Genomic DNA, 18,091 nt, shown 5'->3' with positions numbered 1-18,091 from the left:
AAAGCAAAAGGCCCCGCTCAATTGAATTGAGCGGGGCCTTTGTTTGTACACAGTTCAAATGTGGGAGCTGGCTTGCCTGCGATGACGACAGTACATGCAAAAATGCACCGCCTGACACATCGCTATCGCGGGCAAGCCCGCTCCCACAGGATTCAGTGTCAGACGCCGAACTGCTCGCGGTATGCACGCACAGCCGGCAAATGTTGCTTGAGCTGCGAGTCATCTTCCAGGAACTGCAACACCTGGTTCAACGACACGATGCTCACCACCGGAATGCCGAAGTCACGCTCCACTTCCTGGATCGCCGACAACTCACCGTTGCCACGCTCCTGGCGGTTCAAGGCGATCAACACACCGGCAGCCTTGGCGCCGTCCTGGGAAGCGATGATCTGCATCACTTCACGGATAGCAGTACCCGCGGTGATCACGTCATCGATGATCAGTACATCGCCGGTCAATGGCGCGCCGACCAGGCTGCCACCTTCACCATGGGCCTTGGCTTCCTTACGGTTGAAACACCACGGCAAGTCCTGCCCGTGATGCTCCGCCAGGGCTACCGCCGTCGCCGCTGCCAGGGGAATACCCTTGTAGGCCGGGCCAAAGAGTACGTCGAAGGAAATACCGCTCTCAACGATGGCTGCCGCATAGAAACGGCCCAGCTGAGCCAGGGCCGAACCTGAGTTGAACAGGCCCGCATTGAAGAAGTACGGGCTGGTGCGCCCGGACTTGAGGGTGAACTCACCGAAGCGTAAAACGCCGCGATCGATGGCAAAACGAATGAAATCGCGCTGATACGCCTGCATGAAAAAAGCCTCAGATACCACGGATTTAGCTAATTGGGTGGACGGCGTGTATCATACACGCACGCGATTTTTGGGGCCATTTATGCGGATCATCAGTGTGAACGTTAATGGTATTCAGGCTGCAGTCGAGCGTGGTTTGCTCAGTTGGCTGCAAGCACAGAATGCCGACGTCATCTGCCTGCAGGACACCCGTGCCTCCGCCTTTGAACTGGACGACCCAGCCTTCCAACTGGATGGCTACTTCCTTTATGCCTGCGATGCCGAAGTGCCCACCCAAGGTGGCGTGGCTTTGTACTCGCGGTTGCAACCCAAGGCGGTCATCAGCGGCCTCGGCTTCGAGACAGCCGACCGCTACGGGCGTTACCTGCAAGCCGATTTCGACAAGGTCAGCATCGCGACCTTGCTGCTACCTTCCGGGCAGAACGGCGATGAAGACTTGAACCAGAAATTCAAGCTAATGGACGATTTCGCCCGTTACCTGGATAAGCAGCGACGCAAACGTCGCGAGTACATTTATTGTGGCTCGCTGTACGTGGCGCAACAGAAACTGGATATCAAGAACTGGCGCGACAGCCAGCAATCCCCGGGCTTCCTGGCGCCAGAACGCGCCTGGATGGACGAGATTGTCGGCAACATGGGCTATGTCGATGCCCTGCGTGAAGTCAGTCGCGAAGGCGACCAGTACAGCTGGTGGCCAGATAACGAACAGGCTGAGATGCTCAACCTGGGCTGGCGTTTCGACTACCAGCTACTGACCCCAGGCCTGCGCCGGTTCGTGCGCAGTGCACGCCTGCCGCGCCAGCCGCGCTTCTCGCAGCACGCGCCGCTGATCGTGGACTACGACTGGACATTGACCATCTGAGGTCTTTTTCCAGGTACAAAAAAACCGACAGTGATGTCGGTTTTTTTGTGACCGCTCGGTTACTTGACCAGGCGCCACGTCCACGGATAGCGATAGGCAATGCCTTTGTTGGCCTTGATACCGGCGATGATTGTCAGTATCAACGCCCCGATCACCAGCACGGTCATCAGCAAGAAGCCAACGACCACGAAGCCCAGCAACAGGCACACCAGCCAGGCGATCGCCACAGTGATCTGGAAATTCAGCGCCTCCTTGCCCTGGTCATCGATGAGCGGGTCCATGTCCTTCTTGAATTGCCACAGGATCAACGGCCCCAGCAAGCTGCCGAAGGGGAATACCAACCCCAGGAATGCCGCAAAATGACACAACATTGCCCACTGGCGTACTTCCTTGGACGGGGCCGGGACCGGCAACTGGCTGTCATTCATGGCGCTTCTCCTTGGGGCCGGCTCAGTCAGCCAGCGCGGCGTTCTGCAATTCAAAGATTTCGGTCATGCCTTTCTGGGCCAAGGCCAGCATGGCGTTCAGCTCAGCCGGCTGGAATGGCGCGCCTTCGGCAGTGCCCTGCACTTCGATGAAACCACCGGTGCTGGTCATGACCACGTTGAGGTCGGTCTCGGCGGCCGAGTCTTCCAGGTAGTCCAGGTCCAGCACAGGCTCGCCCTGGTACATGCCAACAGACACAGCGGCGATCATCTGCTTGAGCGGGTCACCCGCTTTCAGGCCGCCACGCTTCTTGATGACTTTCAAAGCGTCGACCAGGGCCACCATGGCGCCGGTGATGGACGCCGTGCGGGTACCGCCGTCAGCCTGGATCACGTCGCAGTCGACGTAGAGGGTGACGTCACCCAGCTTGGACATATCCAGGGCGGCACGCAGGGAGCGGCCGATCAGGCGCTGGATTTCCAGGGTACGCCCGCCTTGCTTGCCACGGCTGGCTTCACGCTGGTTACGCTCGCCAGTGGCGCGCGGCAGCATGCCGTATTCAGCGGTCAACCAACCCTGGCCCTGGCCCTTGAGGAAGCGCGGCACGCCGTTTTCGACGCTGACAGTGCAGATGACCTTGGTATCGCCAAACTCGACCAGTACGGATCCCTCGGCGTGTTTGGTGTAGTTGCGGGTGATGCGGATCGAGCGGAGCTGATCGGCAGCGCGACCACTTGGACGTTTCATAGGGGATACCTGTACTGAGGACGAAAAACTGCCGACCATTATAGAGCCGCAAGCCGGTTCGGGGCACTTCTAAAAAATCCGGTTACCAATGCCCGGGTTTGGGCACCCCCCTCCCACTGCGCTACAATCCTGCGCCTCCAGACTGTAGGAGCGAGCCTGCTCGCGAAAAACGCCAACAATTACGGGGGCTTCCTGATTCAGCGCGGCGCCCTTGCGTTCTTCGCGAGCAAACTCGCTCCTACAGGTCGGCCTGGCCAATTTCTATTTATCCAACGCGAGGTACCTCCATGGTCCACAGCATGACCGCCTTCGCCCGTGTCGAAAAAGCCGGGGCCCAAGGCACCCTCAGCTGGGAACTGCGCTCGGTCAACAGCCGTTACCTGGAGCCGCACCTGCGCCTGCCAGAGTCATTCCGCGACCTTGAAGGTGCCGTGCGTGAAGCGCTGCGCCAGGGCATCTCCCGCGGCAAGCTGGAATGCACTCTGCGCTTTACCGAAGAAACCACCGGCAAGCCGCTGCAGGTCGACCGAGACCGCGCCGCCCAACTGGTGGCCGCGGCCGAAACCATCGCCGGCCTGATCAAACAGCCGGCCGCATTGAACCCTCTGGAAGTATTGGCCTGGCCCGGCGTGCTGGTGGCCGACGCGGCAGACCCACAGGCCTTGAATGCCGAAGCCCTCGCCCTGTTCAACCAGGGCCTGAAGGAGCTCAAGGCCGGCCGTGAACGCGAAGGCGCCGAACTGGCGCGCCTGATCAACGAGCGGCTGACCTCGATCGAAGCCGACGTAGTGACCCTGCGCGAATTGGTACCGCAGATGCTCGCCACCCAGCGCCAGAAGGTCCTCGACCGCTTCACCGACATGAAGGCCGACCTCGATCCGACGCGCCTGGAACAGGAAATGGTCCTGCTCGCGCAGAAGAGCGACGTGGCCGAAGAACTTGACCGCCTGAGCACCCATATCCTTGAAGTGCGCCGCGTACTCAAGTCCGGCGGTGCCGCCGGTCGGCGCCTGGACTTCCTGATGCAGGAACTCAACCGCGAAGCCAATACACTGGGCTCCAAAGCGTTCGACCCGCGCAGCACCACGGCGGCGGTCAACCTCAAAGTGTTGATCGAGCAAATGCGCGAACAAGTACAGAATATTGAGTAAGGCACCCTCCATGACCCACAGCACCGGCACCCTTTACATCATTTCCGCCCCTTCGGGCGCGGGCAAGAGCAGCCTGGTCAAGGCCTTGACCGACGCTGACGAGCAGATCCGCATTTCGGTCTCGCACACCACCCGCGCCATGCGCCCGGGCGAAGTGGACGGCGTGCACTATCACTTCGTCGAGCGTACCGAGTTCGTCAAGATGATCGAACACGGTGACTTCCTGGAGCGCGCCGAAGTGTTCGGCAACCTCTACGGCACCTCGCAGAGCCACCTGCAACAGACCCTGGACGAAGGCCACGACCTGATCCTGGAGATCGACTGGCAGGGCGCCGAGCAAGTGCGCCAGCTGATGCCCAAGGCGCGCTCCATCTTCATCCTGCCGCCATCGCTCCAAGCCCTGCACCAACGCCTGACCAACCGCGGCCAGGACAGCGATGAGATCATCGAGGGCCGCATGCGTGAAGCCGTCAGCGAAATGAGCCACTACGTCGACTACGACTACCTGATCATCAATGACGACTTTACCCACGCCCTGGATGATTTGAAGGCGATTTTCCGCGCCAACCAACTGCAGCAAAAGCGCCAACAGCAGCGTTTCGGCAAATTACTCGCCGAATTGCTCGGCTGATTGACTCTTCCCAAAACAGCTGCAAGGGCCTTACATTGGCACTTGCAGCGGTTTTGCGAAGGCCTGCGAAAAATCAGCGCTTCCCTAAACGCTGGTGATTTTTTAAACTGCTCAGTCCGCTCGCCCAACCGGGCAGCGCGCATCTTGCATTCGCTCCGAGGAATACCATGGCCCGCGTAACCGTTGAAGACTGCCTAGAACACGTGGATAACCGCTTTGAGCTGGTCATGCTCTCTACCAAGCGTGCCCGTCAACTGGCCACTGGCGGCAAAGAGCCTCTGGTCCAGTGGGAAAACGACAAGCCTACCGTTGTAGCCCTGCGTGAAATCGCTGAAGGCCTGATGAGCTACGAGTTCATCGCCAACGCCGAAATCGTTGAAGACGAACCGCTGTTTGCAGCGTTCGAAGGCGAGTCCAACGAGGACGTCTAAGCCTATGCCTGGTCGACGTAGCACGGCGCGGGGTCACAGCCATCGGCAGGAGTTCACACTTTGCCGAGCATAGACGCCCTCGCCGATCGCTTATCGGCCTACCTCGGCGCAGACCAGGTCAACCTGGTTCGCCGAGCGTATTTCTACGCCGAACAAGCCCACGACGGCCAACGCCGACGTAGCGGCGAGGCGTATGTCACCCATCCTCTTGCGGTGGCCAATATTCTTGCCGACATGCACATGGACCATCAGAGCCTGATGGCCGCGATGCTGCATGACGTGATCGAAGACACCGGCATTGCCAAGGAAGCGCTCAGTGCGCAATTTGGCGAAACCGTGGCCGAACTGGTCGATGGGGTCAGCAAGCTGACCCAGATGAACTTCGAGACCAAGGCCGAAGCCCAGGCGGAAAACTTCCAGAAAATGGCCATGGCCATGGCCCGAGACATTCGGGTGATCCTGGTCAAGCTGGCCGACCGGCTGCACAACATGCGCACGCTGGAAGTGCTGTCCGGCGAAAAGCGCCGGCGCATCGCCAAGGAAACCCTGGAAATCTATGCGCCCATCGCCAACCGGCTGGGCATGCACGCCATTCGTATCGAATTCGAAGACCTGGGCTTTAAAGCCATGCACCCCATGCGTTCGGCGCGCATCTACCAGGCGGTCAAGCGCGCACGGGGCAACCGCAAGGAAATCGTCAACAAGATCGAAGAGTCCCTGAGCCATTGCCTGGCGATCGACGAGATCGAGGGCGAGGTCAGCGGCCGGCAGAAACACATCTACGGCATCTACAAAAAGATGCGCGGCAAGCGTCGGGCCTTCAACGAGATCATGGACGTCTATGCGTTCCGGATCATCGTCGACAAGGTCGATACCTGCTACCGCGTACTGGGCGCTGTACATAATTTGTACAAGCCCCTGCCGGGCCGCTTCAAGGACTACATCGCAATTCCCAAGGCCAACGGCTACCAGTCGCTGCATACCACCCTGTTTGGCATGCACGGCGTGCCGATCGAGATCCAGATCCGCACCCGCGAAATGGAAGAGATGGCCAACAACGGCATTGCCGCCCACTGGCTGTACAAGTCCAGCGGTGACGAGCAGCCCAAAGGCACCCATGCCCGTGCGCGCCAATGGGTCAAGGGCGTGCTGGAAATGCAGCAACGTGCCGGCAACTCCCTGGAATTTATCGAAAGCGTGAAGATCGACCTGTTCCCGGACGAGGTCTACGTGTTCACGCCCAAAGGCCGGATCATGGAGCTGCCCAAAGGCTCCACGGCGGTCGACTTTGCCTACGCGGTGCACACCGATGTCGGCAACAGCTGCATCGCCTGTCGCATCAACCGGCGCCTTGCCCCGTTGTCCGAACCGCTGCAAAGCGGTTCCACGGTGGAGATCGTCAGCGCACCGGGCGCTCGCCCGAATCCGGCCTGGCTCAACTTCGTGGTCACCGGCAAGGCCCGTACGCATATTCGCCACGCGCTGAAATTGCAGCGCCGCTCCGAATCCATCAGCCTGGGCGAACGCCTGCTGAACAAGGTGCTCAACGGCTTCGACAGCGCCCTGGACAAGATTCCGCAAGAGCGCGTGCAAGCGATGCTCCACGAGTACCGACAGGAAACCATCGAAGACCTGCTGGAAGACATCGGCCTGGGCAACCGCATGGCCTACGTGGTTGCGCGCCGCCTGCTGGGCGAAGGCGAACAGTTGCCGAGCCCCGAAGGCCCACTGGCGATTCGCGGCACCGAGGGCCTGGTGCTCAGCTACGCCAAATGTTGCACGCCGATCCCGGGCGACCCGATTGTTGGCCACTTGTCCGCCGGCAAAGGCATGGTGGTGCACCTGGACAACTGCCGCAACATCACCGAAATCCGCCACAACCCGGAAAAATGCATCCAGCTCTCGTGGGCCAAGGATGTCACCGGCGAATTCAACGTCGAACTGCGAGTGGAGCTGGAACACCAGCGCGGCCTCATCGCCCTGCTGGCCAGCAGCGTCAACGCCGCCGACGGCAATATCGAGAAAATCAGCATGGACGAACGCGATGGTCGCATCAGCGTGGTCCAACTGGTGGTCAGCGTGCACGACCGCGTGCACCTGGCCCGCGTGATCAAAAAGTTGCGCGCCTTGACCGGTGTGATCCGCATCACCCGCATGCGTGCATAACCGATCCATTACAAGGAGTCATTCATGACCAAGACAGTTATCACCAGCGATAAAGCTCCAGCCGCCATCGGCACTTATTCCCAGGCGATCAAGGCGGGCAACACCGTCTACATGTCCGGCCAGATCCCGCTGGACCCAAAGACCATGGAACTGGTTGAAGGCTTCGAAGCCCAGACCGTGCAGGTCTTTGAAAACCTCAAGTCCGTGGCTGAAGCTGCCGGTGGTTCGTTCAAGGACATCGTCAAGCTGAACATCTTCCTCACCGACCTCAGCCACTTTGCCAAGGTCAACGAGATCATGGGCAAGTACTTCGAACAACCTTACCCAGCCCGCGCCGCCATCGGCGTCGCCGCCCTGCCAAAGGGCGCACAGGTTGAGATGGACGCCATTCTGGTCATCGAGTAAAACACCCGGCGCAGCCCAAACAGGCTGCGCCGACTTCGTTTCAGAAGGATTTCGTAATGCGCAAAGCGCTTGTAGCCTCCTCGTTGCTCGCACTGTTGCTCGGCGGCTGTGCCAGCAACCCCGCCGACCTCGATGTAAGCGGTACCTGGATCAACCAGGCCGCCATCGACGCGGCAGCCAAGGGCGGCCCTTTGCGTGAAGCCCTGCAGTCCTATGGCCCCAACCTCGAGTGGGAGGTCAACACCAAGGCTTTGCAGGCGCGCTACTACAACGGTTTTGAAGTGGCGGAAGGCAAGTTGTCGGGTGAAAAGCCCGGCGCGTGGAGCGTGGACTTCTATGGCAGCTCAGCCACCGAACTCAAGCGCAAAGGCAAGCAACTGCTGCAAGTGGCCAACGACAATGAGCCCGAACAGCTGTTTGCCCGCGCCAAAGAACCCGCACCGGAAGGCGCGCCACTGGGCGCCACCTTCGAGCGCGCGTTGTATGCGGCCTATATGGGCGGCGACTGGAAGATCAGCGACGGCACCGGCAGCGGTGCCACGGTGCAGTTCCAGGCAGACGGCAAGGTCGCCGGCCTGCCGGGGGTTGATCGCTATTCACTCTGCCTGGCAGGCGATTGCGCCTCCATGAGCGGCGGCTACGACAGCATCTGGCTGCAACTGGACGGCCAGGGCAACCCATGGATCTTCACGCGCAAGGGTAAGCAACTGGAGATCTTCCAGGCGATCAATACCGCGCAGGCCGATGAAGTGCCTTCGTTTACGCCAGGCACTCGCCAATGGTTGCTTGAGAAGTAATTAAAGCCTCGCCCAAATCCAAATGTGGGAGCTGGCTTGCCTGCGATGACGGTATTACATCCAACAAAGATGTGATTGATATACCGCTATCGCAGGCAAGCCAGCTCCCACATTTTTTGCCGCGCTTCAGCCTTTCAGAATCGCCGCATAGCCTTCCCGGTAAGTCGGGTATGTCGGCGTCCAGCCAAGCGCCTTGATACGTGCATTACTGCACTGCTTGCTCCCCGCACGCCGCACACTGGCGTCCTCGGCCCATTCGGTCACACCCAGGTACTCGCGCAACCACGCCACCACCTCGGCCAGTGGTGCCGGCGCATCGTCAACGCCGATATAGACCTTGTCCAGCGAACCGCCCTTCTCCACATGCCGCAGCAAAAAGGCGAGCAGGCCCGCGGCGTCATCGGCGTGGATACGGTTGCCATACAACGGCGGGTCAACCGCTACGCGATAGCCTTGGCGAACCTGAGTGAGCAGCCATTCCCGACCCGGGCCGTAAATCCCGGTCAGTCGCACGATGGTCGCTGGAATACCGCTGTTGAGCGCCACCTGTTCAGCTTCCAGCATCACCTGCCCGGAATAGCCCTTCGCTTGCGTCTCGGACGTTTCGTCGACCCACTCGCCGTTTTGCTGCCCATACACACTGCTGCTGGAGACAAACAGCAAATGCTTGGGCGTCTGGCCGTAGTCTTCCAACCACTCCAACACATGCTGCAACCCTTGCACGTAGGCGGCGCGATAGCCGGCCTCGTCGTGGTCGGTGGCAGCGGCGCAGTACACCAGATAATCCACCCCGCCGATCGGCCAGGTGTCCGGGCAGTCCTTTTTGAACAGGTCGCCGGCGATGCCGATCACCCCGTCGGGCAGGCGCGAAATATCGCGGCGCAGGCCGTGAACCTCCCATTCCGAGGCCAGCAATTGGCTAGCCAGCCGACTACCCACATCACCGCAACCGGCAATCACAACAGAAGGCACAGACATCACAAAACTCCATTCTCAAAGGCGCAGATTAGCCGCGCGAGTGGATCAACGGCCAGTAAAAAGCGAAATAAAGTAACAGTGCCACTTTAGTTAACAAGAATTACTTGCAATAATAACCGCCCATTTGTCCTCGACCCTAAATGGTCTGGAAGGACGATCACCCATTTTTTCTCTCAGGTCCGGCCAGCATGACACGTCATACAACCCCCGCTTCGCCAACCAAGCTTCACAGCCCCTCCCGCGCCTGGCGTGCGATTGCTGCGATGCTGTTCAGCGTATTGCTGGCACCGACCGCCGCATTCGCTGACGCCACTGCCCCAGCCGCTCCGGCAGCTGCCGAGCAAAATGCCGCTACTGCGGCAACGCCTGCCGTCGCGCCAGTGGCCACCGACCCGGCCCAGGCCGCCGGCGCCGCCGCACCTGCCGACGAAACCGGCGTGGTGCTGGAAGAAGACAACACCCTGGGCATGGCCCACGACTTGTCGCCATGGGGCATGTATCAGAATGCTGACGTGGTGGTGAAAGCCGTAATGATCGGCCTGGCCATTGCCTCGATCATCACCTGGACCATCTGGATTGCCAAAGGCTTCGAGCTGTTGGGCGCCAAGCGTCGTCTGCGCGCTGAAATCGTCCACCTGAAAAAAGCCACCACCCTCAAGGAAGCGAGCGAAACCGCGACCAAGAAGGGCACCCTGGCCAACCTGCTGGTGCACGACGCACTGGAAGAAATGCGCCTGTCGGCCAACACCCGTGAAAAAGAAGGCATCAAGGAGCGCGTCAGCTTCCGCCTTGAGCGCCTGGTGGCCGCCTGCGGCCGTAACATGAGCAGCGGCACCGGCGTACTCGCTACCATCGGTTCCACCGCACCCTTCGTCGGCCTGTTCGGTACCGTGTGGGGCATCATGAACAGCTTCATCGGTATCGCCAAAACCCAGACCACCAACCTCGCCGTCGTTGCCCCCGGCATCGCCGAAGCCCTGCTGGCTACCGCCCTGGGCCTGGTTGCCGCAATTCCTGCGGTGGTCATCTACAACGTCTTCGCCCGTTCGATCGCCGGCTACAAGGCTCAGGTATCGGATGCGTCTGCAGAAGTCCTGTTGCTCGTCAGCCGTGACCTCGATCACCTGCCTACCGAGCGCAGCTCGCAACCGCACATGGTGAAAGTGGGGTAATCGGCCATGGGCCTGCATTTGAATCAAGGCGACGACGAACTCGTCGAGAACCACGAAATCAACGTCACGCCGTTTATCGACGTGATGCTGGTGCTGCTGATCATCTTCATGGTGGCGGCACCGCTGGCAACCGTGGACATCAAGGTGGACCTGCCCGCGTCCAGCGCCAAGCCGGCGCCGCGGCCGGAAAAACCGATCTTCCTCAGCGTCAAGGCGGACCAACGCCTGTTCCTGGGCGAAGAAGAGGTCAAGGCTGAAACCCTGGGGCCGGTGCTGGATGCCAAGACCCAAGGCAAGAAAGACACGACCATCTTCTTCCAGGCCGACAAAGGCGTGGACTACGGCGACCTGATGAGCGTGATGGATGCCCTGCGGGCAGCCGGCTACCTCAAGGTAGGCCTGGTCGGACTTGAGACGGCAGCCAAGAAATGATCACGACGCGCCACAAACTGACGCGTTATGGCACCAGCCTCGCCGTCGTGCTGGGCGTGCATGCCGTCGCGATCATCATCGCGCTCCAATGGTCCGCGCCGCAGGCGATCCAGCTGCCACCCGCCGCCATGGTCATCGACCTGGCGCCGCTGCCAGCACCGCCGCCGCCTCCAGCACCGCCCAAGGTCGTTGCGCCGCCGCCGCCACCGGTCGAAGAGCTGCCCCTGCCGAAGCTGGCCGAGGCGCCCAAGCCAACGATCCAGGTGCCCAAGCCGGTCAAGCCCAAGCCCAAGCCACAACCGCCAAAACCGGTGGAGAAGAAGCCCGAGCCGCCCAAGGAGAAACCTTCCGAGGAGCCGCCGAGCGAAACGCCGCCGAGCAACGCACCTGCGCAGAAGTCCGCCCAGCCTACACCGGGCCCGTCGGCACAGCAGCTGGCCGCCCAGGCATCCTGGCAAAGCACGTTGCTGGCGCATCTGCAGAAGTACAAGAAGTACCCGCCCGGCGCCCAACGCAGTGGCAAGGAAGGTATGAACCGCTTGCGCTTCGTGGTCGATGGCGAAGGCAATGTGCTGTCCTACGAACTGGAAGGCCGCTCCGGCAACGCCGACCTGGACCGTGCAACCCTTGAGATGATCCGCAAGGCTCAGCCGCTACCCAAGCCACCGGCAGACCTGTTGAAAAACGGCAGCGTCGAACTGGTCGCGCCGTTCGTCTACAACATCGACAAGCGTCGCCGCTGAGAGAGCACTGTGGGAGGGGCTTGCTCCCTCCCACATTCGCTTTAATACCTCAGTAAAATTCCGATATTCCCCACTCAATCCCCAGCAAAGTTCTGATAACGTGCGTCTATCGATTGCAGCCGGTATGCTTGGCCCGCAACCTCATGGACGCCCGCTATGACTCTCACAGAATTACGCTACATCGTGACCCTCGCCCAAGAACAGCACTTCGGCCATGCCGCCGAGCGTTGCCACGTCAGCCAGCCGACGCTGTCGGTGGGTGTGAAAAAGCTTGAAGACGAACTCGGTGTGCTGATTTTCGAGCGCAGCAAGAGCGCCGTGCGCCTCACCCCGGTGGGCGAAGGCATCGTTGCCCAGGCGCAGAAGGTCCTGGAGCAGGCGCAAAGCATTCGCGAACTGGCCCAGGCCGGCAAGAACCAGCTGACCGCGCCGCTCAAGGTCGGCGCGATCTACACGGTCGGCCCCTACCTGTTCCCGCACCTGATCCCGCAACTGCATCGCGTCGCACCGCAGATGCCGCTGTATATCGAAGAAAACTTCACCCACGTGCTGCGCGACAAACTGCGCAACGGCGAGCTGGACGCGATCATCATCGCCCTGCCCTTCAACGAAGCGGACGTGCTGACCCTGCCGCTCTACGACGAGCCGTTCTACGTGCTGATGCCGGCCTCCCACCCGTGGACCAAGAAGGACACCATCGACGCCGGCCTGCTCAACGACAAGAGCCTGCTGCTGCTCGGTGAAGGCCACTGCTTCCGCGATCAGGTGCTGGAAGCCTGCCCGACCCTGACCAAGGGCAACGACGGCGCCAAGCACACCACGGTGGAATCCAGCTCCCTGGAAACCATTCGCCATATGGTCGCTTCCGGCCTGGGTATCTCGATCCTGCCGCTGTCTGCGGTAGACAGCCATCACTACGCCCAGGGCGTGATCGAAGTGCGCCCACTCACGCCGCCGGTGCCGTTCCGTACCGTAGCGATTGCCTGGCGCGCCAGCTTCCCGCGCCCCAAAGCGATTGAGATTCTCGCGGACTCGATCCGTCTGTGTTCGGTGGCCAAGCCGCCCGTTGCGAGCTAAGCCACGGTATGACTGAGCTGTCGCAGGTGTCGGTGACGGCACTCAAGGGTGTCGGTGAGGCCATGGCCGAGAAGCTGGCCAAGGTCGGCCTGGAGAACCTTCAGGACGTGCTGTTCCACCTGCCCCTGCGCTACCAGGACCGCACCCGCGTGGTGCCCATCGGCCATTTGCGCCCTGGGCAAGACGCGGTGATCGAAGGCACCGTCAGTGGCGCCGACGTGGTGATGGGCAAGCGCCGCAGCCTGGTGGTGCGCCTGCAGGACGGTACCGGCGGCTTGAGCCTGCGCTTCTACCACTTCAGCAACGCGCAGAAGGAAGGCCTCAAGCGTGGCACCCGCGTGCGCTGCTACGGCGAGGCACGCCCTGGCGCATCGGGCCTGGAAATCTACCACCCGGAATACCGCGCCATTACCGGCGACGAGCCGCCACCGGTGGACACCACGCTCACGCCGATCTACCCGCTGACCGAGGGCCTGACCCAGCAACGCCTGCGCCAGTTGTGCATGCAAACCCTGACGATGCTTGGCCCGCAAAGTCTGCCCGATTGGCTGCCCCTGGAGCTGGCCCGCGATTATCAGTTGGCGCCCCTGGCCGATGCGATTCGGTATTTGCATCACCCGCCCGCCGATGCCGATGTGGACGAACTCGCCCTCGGTCATCATTGGGCCCAACATCGCCTGGCCTTTGAAGAACTGCTCACGCACCAGCTGTCCCAGCAACGCCTGCGCGAAAGCATGCGTTCCCTGCGCGCCCCGGCGATGCCCAGAGCCACGCGGCTGCCTGCGCAATACCTGGCCAACCTCGGCTTTGCGCCCACCGGCGCGCAACAGCGCGTGGGCAATGAAATCGCCTACGACCTCAGCCAGCAAGAACCGATGCTGCGGTTGATCCAGGGTGACGTAGGGGCAGGCAAAACCGTGGTCGCTGCCCTGGCCGCCCTGCAAGCCCTGGAAGCTGGCTATCAAGTGGCGCTGATGGCACCGACGGAAATTCTCGCCGAACAACACTTCATCACCTTCAAGCGCTGGCTCGAACCGCTGGGCCTGGAGGTGGCGTGGCTGGCTGGCAAGCTCAAAGGCAAGAACCGCGTGGCCGCCCTGGAGCAGATCGCCGCCGGCGCACCGATGGTGGTGGGCACCCATGCGCTGTTCCAGGACGAAGTGCAGTTCAAGAACCTTGCGCTAGTGATCATCGACGAACAGCACCGATTTGGCGTGCAACAGCGCCTGGCCCTGCGCCAGAAAGGCGTGGGCGGGCGCATGAACCCGCACCAGTTGATCATGACCGCCACGCCGATCCCACGCACCCTGGCCATGAGCGCCTACGCCGACCTCGACACCTCGATCCTCGACGAGCTGCCGCCGGGGCGTACGCCGGTCAACACCGTGCTGGTCACCGACACCCGGCGCGTCGAAGTGATCGAGCGCGTGCGCGGCGCTTGCGCCGAAGGCCGCCAGGCGTACTGGGTATGCACCCTGATCGAAGAGTCCGAAGAACTGACCTGCCAGGCCGCCGAAACCACTTATGAAGACCTCACCAGTGCCTTGGGTGAGCTCAAGGTGGGGTTGATTCATGGCCGTATGAAACCGGCGGAAAAAGCCGCGGTAATGGCCGAGTTCAAGGCCGGCAACCTGCAATTACTGGTGGCTACCACCGTGATTGAAGTGGGCGTGGACGTCCCCAACGCCAGTCTGATGATCATCGAAAACCCCGAGCGCCTGGGCCTGGCGCAACTGCACCAATTGCGCGGGCGGGTTGGCCGGGGCAGTGCCGCCAGCCACTGCGTGCTGCTCTATCATCCGCCACTGTCGCAGATCGGTCGCCAGCGCTTGGGCATCATGCGCGAAACCAACGACGGTTTTGTCATTGCCGAAAAAGACCTCGAACTGCGCGGCCCCGGTGAAATGCTCGGCACGCGCCAGACCGGCCTGCTGCAATTCAAGGTCGCCGACCTGATGCGCGATGCCGACCTGCTGCCCGCCGTGCGCGATGCTGCGCAAGCATTGCTCGAGCGTTGGCCCGATCACGTCAGCCCCTTGCTCAACCGCTGGCTGCGCCACGGCCAGCAATACGGCCAGGTTTGACCTCTTCCCTGTAGGAGCGAGCTTGCTCGCGAAAAACGCCAACGATGACGCGGACGCTCTGGATGATGGCGCCGCCAGGAAGGTCTTCGCGAGCAAGCTCGCTCCTACAGGGTAATCAGCACACCGCCAACCTCATCACAAACGCCACTTATCCGACCAACACCCGTATCAAGCTGGTTATACTCCAATGAATGTAAGAAATTGGATCAGGCCATGTCAGAAGTTGCCCTCGCCACAGCCCCACTGACCGCCCCGCCGGTCATTCGGGCGCTGCTCGCAAAGCTCGCCATCCCCTACACGGAAGTCATCGAACAGCCTGGCCTGAACCCTGCCCGAAAGGTCCAGGCGGTGTTGCTTGAAGATGCGGTTGGCGCGCTCATGGTGCTGTTTCCCCAAAGCCAATTGCTGGACCTCAACCGCCTCGCCGAACTCACCGGTCGCCGCCTCACGGCCGTCGCCCCCGAGCGGGTCGAGCGCATGCTGGGCAAGCATGACCTGAGCCTGCTGCCGGGCTTGCCGCCCCTGACCAGTTCGCCGTGCCTGTACGAAGGCCGCTTGCTCAATGAGCCGAGCCTGCTGGTGCATTCGGGCGAAGCCGGGCTGTTGCTGGAAATCCCCACCGACGCCTTCAAGAGCCTGCTCACCAAGGCCAGCGCCGCGCAGTTCGGTGAGCCCTTGAGCAACATCCGTCCGAACCTCGACCGCCCCAATGATGACCGCGAGGAAATCACCCAGGCGATGCAAGCCTTCACCGCTCGCCGTATCCAGCAACGCCTGGAAGCGACCATCGAAATTCCGCCGCTGGCCGACACGGCGCAGAAGATCATCAAGCTGCGCGTGGATCCCAACGCCACCATCGACGACATTACTGGCGTGGTGGAAACCGACCCGGCCCTTGCCGCCCAGGTCGTAAGCTGGGCCGCGTCGCCCTACTACGCCTCGCCGGGCAAGATCCGCTCAGTCGAAGACGCCATCGTGCGCGTGCTGGGCTTTGATCTTGTGATCAACCTGGCGCTGGGCCTGGCCCTGGGCAAAACCCTGAGCCTGCCCAAGGACCGCCCGCACCTGTCCACGCCGTACTGGCACCAGTCGATCTACACCGCCGCCGTGATTGAAGGCCTGACCCGTGCCATGCCCCGCGCCCAGCGCCCGGAAGCCGGCCTGACCTACCTGGCAGGTTTGCTGCACAACTTCGGCTACCTGCTGCTGGCCCACGTGTTTCCGCCGCACTTCTCGCTGATCTGCCGCCACCTGGAGGTCAACCCGCACCTGTGCCACAGCTACGTCGAGCAACATTTGCTGGGCATCAGCCGCGAACAGATCGGCGCCTGGCTGATGCGCTACTGGGACATGCCGGACGAACTGTGCACCGCCCTGCGCTTCCAGCACGACCCCACGTATGACGGGCAATATGCCGAGTATCCGAACCTGGTGTGCCTGGCGGTGCGCCTGTTGCGCAGCCGGGGGATTGGCTCCGGGCCGGATGAATCCATTCCCGACGCGTTGCTTGAGCGCCTGGGCTTGAGTCGCGAGAAGGCCGAGGACGTGGTGGGTAAAGTGCTGGATGCCGAAGTGCTGTTGCGCGAATTGGCTTCGCAGTTCAGCCAGGGGTAAGCCCACCGCCTGTTAAACCGCTATCGCAGGCAAGCCAGCTCCCACAGTTGACCGTATTTCCAAGTTGGAACGCGGTCACTGTGGGAGCTGGCTTGCCTGCGATGAAGTCAACTCGGTCTACCTGACCACCTACTTCTTTTTCTTCGGCTTCAAATACTTGGTGAGGCCCTGGAACCAGATCACCAGTGCCGGGTTGCCCTTGATCTGGATCGACTTGTCCTGAATCCCCGTCATGAACGCCAGTTGCTTGTTCTTCGCCTGCATCGTGGCGAAGCCGTAGGCGGCATCCTTGAAGGCAATCGCGAAGGCCGGCGCCGGGTGGACACCTGAGCGGCTGGTGATGCGCTGGTCTTTGACGATGAAGTGACGGGCAACCTTGCCGTCGAGGGTCTGCAGCTGGAAGGCCAGGTCTTTGTCACCCAGTTGCTGCTGGAAGGCGGGGTTGGTGCGGCTGGCTTTGCCCATCATCAGGCCCAGCACCCACAGGAGAAGACGAAATTTCATGCACACGGCCTCGGTGTATTTATTGGAGTGGCCGCAGCAGTGTAACGATTTGCAAAAGGAACGCCACCGATCTCGCGCTTTAGGCGCAGATCGGTTGGCGTTTAACGCTTATAGCAACAAGTACTTAAACGTTAGGGCAAGGCACTGGCGCCCAGTCGGCCAGGTTTGGATTGCGGCAGGTTGCTTCGATCTGGGTCTTGCCCGCACTGGCGACCTGCTTGCTTTCAGCTTGCTTGGCCTGCACGGTCTGGATGCTACGTTCGGTGGTGACCGCTTCTTTCGGCACTGTCGGCAGAACCGGCTTCTTGGCTGGCTTGACGGCTTTCTTGCCCTTGGCCGGAGCGACCACTGGCGTGGTATCGGCGGTGGCCACGGTCACCACATCGCTGCGCTGTACGCCGACCTGTTGCAGGTCTTTCTCGTAGGCCTGGGTGTAGTTGTTCAGGTCTTCGCTGGCTTTGCCGTTGACCGTCACGATCAGGTCATTGGACTCCTTCAGGCCCGCGACGATTTCCGCCAGGCGCTTGCGGCCTTCGGTGTCGTTGACGGTCTTGGCCTTGCGATCAGCCACCAGCTTGGTGAATGCGCTCTGGTAGCACTGCTGCGACGCCTTGGCATAGGCGGTGCTGCGGTCGATGTCCGAGGCGCTTTTGTTGAAGTCGGTGGAGTAGGACGCGATGCGCTGGTTGTCATCGGTGATCTGTTTCTGGCGCTCGGTGTAGTAACCCGCCGCACCGCCAGCCAGGGCGCCGCCTGCGGCACCGATCGCGGCATTGCGGCCACGGCTGTCCTTGTCGCCGGTCAGCGCGCCCAGCAGGGCACCGCCGGCCGCGCCGATCGCGGCACCGGTGACGACCGACTTGGTCATGTCCGAATCGGTGGCGCGCAGGTGCTGCACCGGCTCGTAGCAGTTGGGGTAGTACTCGACCTTGGTGCTCGACGCCACCTTGGACGCAGGCGACGTAGCGCAACCAGTCAACACGGTGCTGAAACCAGCTGCGATCAGCAGCAGGTGACGCTTGGAAACCGCCTTACGGGAAAAAAGCATAGATGTGATCTCTGTTAAGT

General features: G+C 61.5%; 19 protein-coding genes. 13 read left to right on the top strand and 6 right to left on the bottom strand.

Annotated features, from left to right (window positions below):
• Positions 1 to 158: 158 nt before the first annotated feature.
• Entirely contained in the window at positions 159 to 803 is a 645-nt protein-coding gene (pyrE, locus tag FXO12_RS19030) for an orotate phosphoribosyltransferase (RefSeq protein ID WP_057975296.1), read from the bottom strand.
• A gap of 82 nt (positions 804 to 885) precedes the next feature.
• Between pyrE and FXO12_RS19025 the strand changes: the two genes are divergently transcribed.
• The gene (locus FXO12_RS19025; protein ID WP_003195493.1) at positions 886 to 1,665 is read left to right on the top strand and encodes an exodeoxyribonuclease III; all 780 of its coding nucleotides are present in this window, start codon (positions 886 to 888) and stop codon (positions 1,663 to 1,665) included.
• 59 nt (positions 1,666 to 1,724) lie between these two features.
• On the opposite strand, the gene FXO12_RS19020 is transcribed toward FXO12_RS19025, so the two are convergent.
• A complete protein-coding gene (locus FXO12_RS19020; RefSeq protein WP_003195495.1) occupies positions 1,725 to 2,093 on the bottom strand; it encodes a DUF4870 domain-containing protein in 369 nt (122 codons plus the stop codon).
• A 22-nt stretch (positions 2,094 to 2,115) separates the two neighbouring features.
• Positions 2,116 to 2,838 (bottom strand): ribonuclease PH, encoded by a 723-nt coding sequence (rph, locus tag FXO12_RS19015; RefSeq protein ID WP_003195497.1) that lies wholly within the window; start codon positions 2,836 to 2,838, stop codon positions 2,116 to 2,118.
• 287 nt (positions 2,839 to 3,125) lie between these two features.
• Between rph and FXO12_RS19010 the strand changes: the two genes are divergently transcribed.
• From FXO12_RS19010 to FXO12_RS18985, 6 genes are all read left to right on the top strand, one after another.
• Positions 3,126 to 3,989 (top strand): YicC/YloC family endoribonuclease, encoded by an 864-nt coding sequence (locus FXO12_RS19010; protein WP_003195504.1) that lies wholly within the window; start codon positions 3,126 to 3,128, stop codon positions 3,987 to 3,989.
• A gap of 10 nt (positions 3,990 to 3,999) precedes the next feature.
• Positions 4,000 to 4,620: a guanylate kinase gene (gene gmk / locus FXO12_RS19005; protein WP_019818119.1), complete on the top strand. Its 621-nt coding sequence runs from the start codon at positions 4,000 to 4,002 to the stop codon at positions 4,618 to 4,620.
• A 167-nt stretch (positions 4,621 to 4,787) separates the two neighbouring features.
• A complete protein-coding gene (gene rpoZ, locus FXO12_RS19000; RefSeq protein ID WP_003195508.1) occupies positions 4,788 to 5,051 on the top strand; it encodes a DNA-directed RNA polymerase subunit omega in 264 nt (87 codons plus the stop codon).
• A gap of 60 nt (positions 5,052 to 5,111) precedes the next feature.
• The gene (spoT, locus tag FXO12_RS18995; RefSeq protein ID WP_003195510.1) at positions 5,112 to 7,217 is read left to right on the top strand and encodes a bifunctional GTP diphosphokinase/guanosine-3',5'-bis pyrophosphate 3'-pyrophosphohydrolase; all 2,106 of its coding nucleotides are present in this window, start codon (positions 5,112 to 5,114) and stop codon (positions 7,215 to 7,217) included.
• A 24-nt stretch (positions 7,218 to 7,241) separates the two neighbouring features.
• On the top strand, positions 7,242 to 7,622 hold the full coding sequence (locus tag FXO12_RS18990) for a RidA family protein (RefSeq protein ID WP_003176922.1): 381 nt from the start codon (positions 7,242 to 7,244) through the stop codon (positions 7,620 to 7,622).
• 56 nt (positions 7,623 to 7,678) lie between these two features.
• Positions 7,679 to 8,419, top strand: a complete 741-nt coding sequence (locus tag FXO12_RS18985) for a hypothetical protein (protein WP_057975250.1) — start codon at positions 7,679 to 7,681, stop codon at positions 8,417 to 8,419.
• Positions 8,420 to 8,545: 126 nt separating this feature from the next.
• On the opposite strand, the gene FXO12_RS18980 is transcribed toward FXO12_RS18985, so the two are convergent.
• On the bottom strand, positions 8,546 to 9,397 hold the full coding sequence (locus FXO12_RS18980; protein WP_057975249.1) for an SDR family oxidoreductase: 852 nt from the start codon (positions 9,395 to 9,397) through the stop codon (positions 8,546 to 8,548).
• Between the two features lie 188 nt (positions 9,398 to 9,585).
• Here FXO12_RS18980 and exbB point away from each other — a divergent pair, with 188 nt between their 5' ends.
• The 6 genes from exbB to FXO12_RS18950 all read left to right on the top strand — a co-directional run bounded on the left by exbB (position 9,586) and on the right by FXO12_RS18950 (position 16,519).
• Positions 9,586 to 10,569 carry a tonB-system energizer ExbB gene (gene exbB / locus FXO12_RS18975; RefSeq protein WP_034129097.1) on the top strand — a complete coding sequence of 328 codons (984 nt, stop codon included), beginning with the start codon at positions 9,586 to 9,588 and terminating at the stop codon, positions 10,567 to 10,569.
• Positions 10,570 to 10,575: 6 nt separating this feature from the next.
• A complete protein-coding gene (gene exbD / locus FXO12_RS18970) occupies positions 10,576 to 11,001 on the top strand; it encodes a TonB system transport protein ExbD (RefSeq protein WP_003195519.1) in 426 nt (141 codons plus the stop codon).
• Complete coding sequence (locus FXO12_RS18965) at positions 10,998 to 11,744, top strand: energy transducer TonB (protein WP_003195521.1); 747 nt, start codon at positions 10,998 to 11,000, stop codon at positions 11,742 to 11,744. Before exbD ends, FXO12_RS18965 begins: the two co-directional genes overlap by 4 nt.
• A gap of 156 nt (positions 11,745 to 11,900) precedes the next feature.
• A complete protein-coding gene (locus FXO12_RS18960) occupies positions 11,901 to 12,821 on the top strand; it encodes a hydrogen peroxide-inducible genes activator (RefSeq protein WP_003195523.1) in 921 nt (306 codons plus the stop codon).
• Between the two features lie 8 nt (positions 12,822 to 12,829).
• The gene (recG, locus tag FXO12_RS18955; RefSeq protein ID WP_034129255.1) at positions 12,830 to 14,905 is read left to right on the top strand and encodes an ATP-dependent DNA helicase RecG; all 2,076 of its coding nucleotides are present in this window, start codon (positions 12,830 to 12,832) and stop codon (positions 14,903 to 14,905) included.
• Between the two features lie 213 nt (positions 14,906 to 15,118).
• Positions 15,119 to 16,519 carry an aminoacyl-tRNA deacylase and HDOD domain-containing protein gene (locus FXO12_RS18950; protein ID WP_032894530.1) on the top strand — a complete coding sequence of 467 codons (1,401 nt, stop codon included), beginning with the start codon at positions 15,119 to 15,121 and terminating at the stop codon, positions 16,517 to 16,519.
• Between the two features lie 129 nt (positions 16,520 to 16,648).
• Here FXO12_RS18950 and FXO12_RS18945 read toward each other — a convergent pair whose 3' ends face one another.
• Both FXO12_RS18945 and tagQ read right to left on the bottom strand, forming a co-directional pair.
• Positions 16,649 to 17,023 carry a hypothetical protein gene (locus FXO12_RS18945; RefSeq protein WP_003195530.1) on the bottom strand — a complete coding sequence of 125 codons (375 nt, stop codon included), beginning with the start codon at positions 17,021 to 17,023 and terminating at the stop codon, positions 16,649 to 16,651.
• A gap of 124 nt (positions 17,024 to 17,147) precedes the next feature.
• Positions 17,148 to 18,071 (bottom strand): type VI secretion system-associated lipoprotein TagQ, encoded by a 924-nt coding sequence (tagQ, locus tag FXO12_RS18940; protein WP_003195532.1) that lies wholly within the window; start codon positions 18,069 to 18,071, stop codon positions 17,148 to 17,150.
• Positions 18,072 to 18,091: the final 20 nt, after the last annotated feature.

Origin of the sequence: Pseudomonas sp. J380, from assembly GCF_009827115.1 — a bacterium.
Lineage (GTDB): Bacteria > Pseudomonadota > Gammaproteobacteria > Pseudomonadales > Pseudomonadaceae > Aquipseudomonas > Aquipseudomonas paracarnis.
This window is presented reverse-complemented; position numbering and strand designations above follow the sequence as displayed.